At 48.9% G+C, this 3246-nt stretch carries 5 protein-coding genes; 2 read left to right on the top strand and 3 right to left on the bottom strand.

Annotated features, from left to right (window positions below; genetic code table 11):
- The 3 genes from dsbA to QZF50_RS23120 all read right to left on the bottom strand — a co-directional run.
- Positions 1-574: thiol:disulfide interchange protein DsbA (gene dsbA, locus QZF50_RS23130; RefSeq protein ID WP_137520178.1), on the bottom strand; the 574-nt coding region annotated here is incomplete at its 3' end.
- 16 nt (positions 575-590) lie between these two features.
- Positions 591-1577, bottom strand: a complete 987-nt coding sequence (srkA, locus tag QZF50_RS23125; RefSeq protein ID WP_001065520.1) for a stress response kinase SrkA — start codon at positions 1575-1577, stop codon at positions 591-593.
- 76 nt (positions 1578-1653) lie between these two features.
- Positions 1654-1923, bottom strand: coding sequence for a YihD family protein (locus QZF50_RS23120; RefSeq protein ID WP_001295263.1), 270 nt, complete (start codon positions 1921-1923; stop codon positions 1654-1656).
- Positions 1924-1992: 69 nt separating this feature from the next.
- Here QZF50_RS23120 and mobA point away from each other — a divergent pair, with 69 nt between their 5' ends.
- Positions 1993-2577, top strand: a complete 585-nt coding sequence (gene mobA / locus QZF50_RS23115; protein ID WP_001052174.1) for a molybdenum cofactor guanylyltransferase MobA — start codon at positions 1993-1995, stop codon at positions 2575-2577.
- Positions 2559-3086 (top strand): molybdopterin-guanine dinucleotide biosynthesis protein MobB, encoded by a 528-nt coding sequence (mobB, locus tag QZF50_RS23110; protein WP_000907641.1) that lies wholly within the window; start codon positions 2559-2561, stop codon positions 3084-3086. The genes mobA and mobB overlap by 19 nt, the downstream gene beginning before the upstream one ends.
- The last annotated feature ends 160 nt before the right edge of the window (positions 3087-3246 follow it).

The raw sequence follows: 3246 nt of genomic DNA, 5'->3' as shown, positions 1-3246 counted from the left end.
CATCCATATTGCTAGTATCCATACCCTGCGGATTCAGCTGATATTTACCGTTAACAAACATCGCCGGAACGCCACGCAATTGCACGTCAGCTGCAGCTTTTTCCTGCTGAGCGACCAGAGATTTGACCACGAAGCTGTTCCACGCCGCGTCGTACTCTTCACCTTTAATACCTGCGTTGATAAATACATCGCGGATATCAGATGCTGAACGAATGGTCTGGGTTTTCTGTACGCCTTCAAACAGCGGAACAGTGACTTTGTCTTCCACGCCCAGCGCCATCGCCACAGCCCATGCCTGAGTCAGATCTTTGCCCAGGTCACCACCCATGAAGTTGACGTGGTATTTAGTCATCTTCACGCCTTCCGGCAGTTTTTTCTTCACATTATCAGAAATATGCAGAACTTCTTCAAACTGATAGCAGTGCGGACAGAAGAAAGAGAAAAACTCCAGCACTTGCGGCGCGCCAGCTACCGGTTTTTCCAGGGTAGTGTACTGTTTACCATCTTCATACTGCGCCGCCGATGCGCTAAACGCTAAAACTAAACCAGCCAGCGCCAGCCAAATCTTTTTCATGATCTACTCTCTCCGATTAATACATAGGTGTTAATTGTAAAGGGGGTTCTTGTAGAACTTTTGCCTGTTCTATAAAAGTCGCCGTTTGTCGCAGCCAGTAATCTTCCCCGGTTAACCACGGGAAATTTTTCGGGAACGCGGGATCAGCCCAACGCCGCATTAGCCAGGCAAGATAATAAACCAAACGCATGGCGCGTAAAGGTTCAATCAGTCCGATTTCAGCGGTGTCGAACTCGCTAAATTCTTCATAAGCTTCAATAATAGTTTCCAGTTGCATCCGCTGCTCGGCTTTATCGCCATTGAGCAACATCCACAAATCCTGAATAGCTGGACCATTACGTGCATCATCCAGATCAACAAACATTGGACCATCGCGCCAGAGAATATTCCCGGCGTGGCAGTCTCCATGTAGCCGCAGAACGGTGAAGTCTTCCCGCCAGTGTGCTGTAACGGCGGCGATCAGCTCATCTGTCGCTTTCAGGAATGCCGCTTTCAACCCGGAAGGCATCAGTGTAGCGTCCTCAAACAGCTTGCGTGGCTCAATGAGATATTCATTCAGACCGATGGTCGGGCGATGGATAAAAAGCTGTTTGCGCCCCGTCTGGTGCATACGCCCTAAATAACGCCCAACCGCTTCCATCTGATCGATATTATCAGCTTCGAACTGGCGACCACCGACGCTTGGAAAAACAGCGAAATAAAATCCCTGATGATTCAATAAAGTCTGACCGTTAAAGGCCACAGGTGCTGCGACCGGAACTTCATCATTTACCAACTGCAACGCAAATTGATGTTCTTCGAGGATTTGATCGGCTGTCCAACGTTCAGGGCGATAAAATTTGACGACAAAACGTCGACGATCTTCGTCCTGAAATTGATAGACACGGTTTTCATAGCTGTTAAGCGGGGTAAGACCGGAATCCACCCGGATCCCTTGCTCAAATAGAGCATCCATGATGGTATCCGGGTGTAGTGTCTGGAAAGTAAAAGCGCTGTTGTTCATCCCATCATCCGGAAAACATTACGAATGATGAAGGATATCATTTCACGATGATTTTGGTGGCACCGCTTACAAGCTTTTACTCTTTAATTACGCCACGAGCGCGTAACAGCGCCGTTTTGAAGTCTTCTTCATAATCTTTCTGCAAACCCGGGATCACCGCATCTTTCGCGGAATCACGCATTTTCAGGTGATAGATCAGAATGTCATCCGTCAAATCCGCCAGTTCGCCGTCAAAACCTGACTCTTTCGCCAGTTTCTGCAAAAATTGCAACAGGTTAAGGTCTGGCTCTTTTTGCCAGGCTGGCTGGAGGAGTTCAATAACTTCATTCAGACGTTTACATTTCATAGTAATGCTCCTTACTCTTGAGACAGACACGTTAGCAGGGTCAATCCCACAATAAAAGAGGCGATATCGGTGAATCTGATGACGACGATAACAGGCGTTGTGCTGGCAGGCGGTAAAGCCAGACGAATGGGCGGCGTAGATAAAGGATTGCTTGAATTAAACGGCAAACCATTATGGCAACATGTCGCTGACGCGCTTATGACGCAGCTCTCTCACGTCGTGGTTAATGCCAATCGCCATCAGGAAATCTATCAGGCAAGCGGTCTGAAAGTGATTGAAGATTCACTGGCGGATTACCCAGGCCCTCTGGCAGGAATGCTTTCAGTAATGCAGCAGGAAGCAGGCGAGTGGTTTTTGTTTTGTCCGTGCGATACTCCTTATATTCCCGAGGATTTAGCAGCCCGGCTTAATCATCAGCGCAAAGATGCGCCTGTCGTGTGGGTCCACGACGGTGAACGCGATCACCCGACTATTGCTCTGGTAAACCGCGCAATTGAGCCTTTATTACTGGAATATCTGCAAGCAGGAGAACGCCGGGTAATGGCATTTATGCGTCTGGCTGGCGGTCATGCGGTTGATTTCAGCGATAATAAAGATGCATTTATTAACGTGAATACGCCAGAGGAGCTTGCCCGATGGCAGGAAAAACGATGATACCGTTACTCGCCTTTGCCGCGTGGAGTGGTACCGGAAAAACTACGCTTTTGAAACAACTGATCCCGGCATTATGCGCCAGAGGGATCCGTCCAGGGCTGATTAAGCATACGCACCATGATATGGATGTTGATAAGCCAGGCAAAGATAGCTATGAGCTGCGCAAGGCTGGCGCGGCACAAACCATCGTTGCCAGCCAGCAACGATGGGCCTTGATGACGGAAACACCAGACGAAGAAGAGCTGGATCTACAGTTTCTCGCAAGTCGAATGGATACCTCAAAGCTGGATTTGATTCTGGTCGAAGGGTTTAAGCATGAAGAGATCGCAAAGATTGTGCTGTTTCGCGATGGAGCCGGACATCGACCTGAAGAATTAGTGATAGACAGGCATGTTATTGCTGTAGCCAGTGATGTGCCGCTTAATCTTGATGTCGCATTACTGGATATTAATGATGTTGAGGGGCTGGCTGATTTTGTGGTGGAGTGGATGCAAAAGCAGAACGGATAAGCAAGAGTAGGCTGGATAAGACGCGCCAGCGTCGCATCCGGCATTTTTTTCTGCGCCAATGCAAAAAGGCCATCCTGACGGATGGCCTTCTGCTTAATTTGATGCCTGGCAGTTCCCTACTCTCGCATGGGGAGACCCCACACTACCATCGGCGCTACGG

The organism is uncultured Escherichia sp. (assembly GCF_948475835.1).
In the GTDB taxonomy this organism is placed as follows: Bacteria; Pseudomonadota; Gammaproteobacteria; order Enterobacterales; family Enterobacteriaceae; genus ECMA0423.
This window is presented reverse-complemented; position numbering and strand designations above follow the sequence as displayed.

What these genes read in the sequence shown, in the direction of transcription:
- srkA (WP_001065520.1), bottom strand. Translation starts at nt 1,577, where the DNA reads ATGAACAACAGCGCTTTTACTTTCCAGACACTACACCCGGATACCATC.
- QZF50_RS23120 (WP_001295263.1), bottom strand. Translation starts at nt 1,923, where the DNA reads ATGAAATGTAAACGTCTGAATGAAGTTATTGAACTCCTCCAGCCAGCC.
- mobB (WP_000907641.1), top strand. Translation starts at nt 2,559, where the DNA reads ATGGCAGGAAAAACGATGATACCGTTACTCGCCTTTGCCGCGTGGAGT.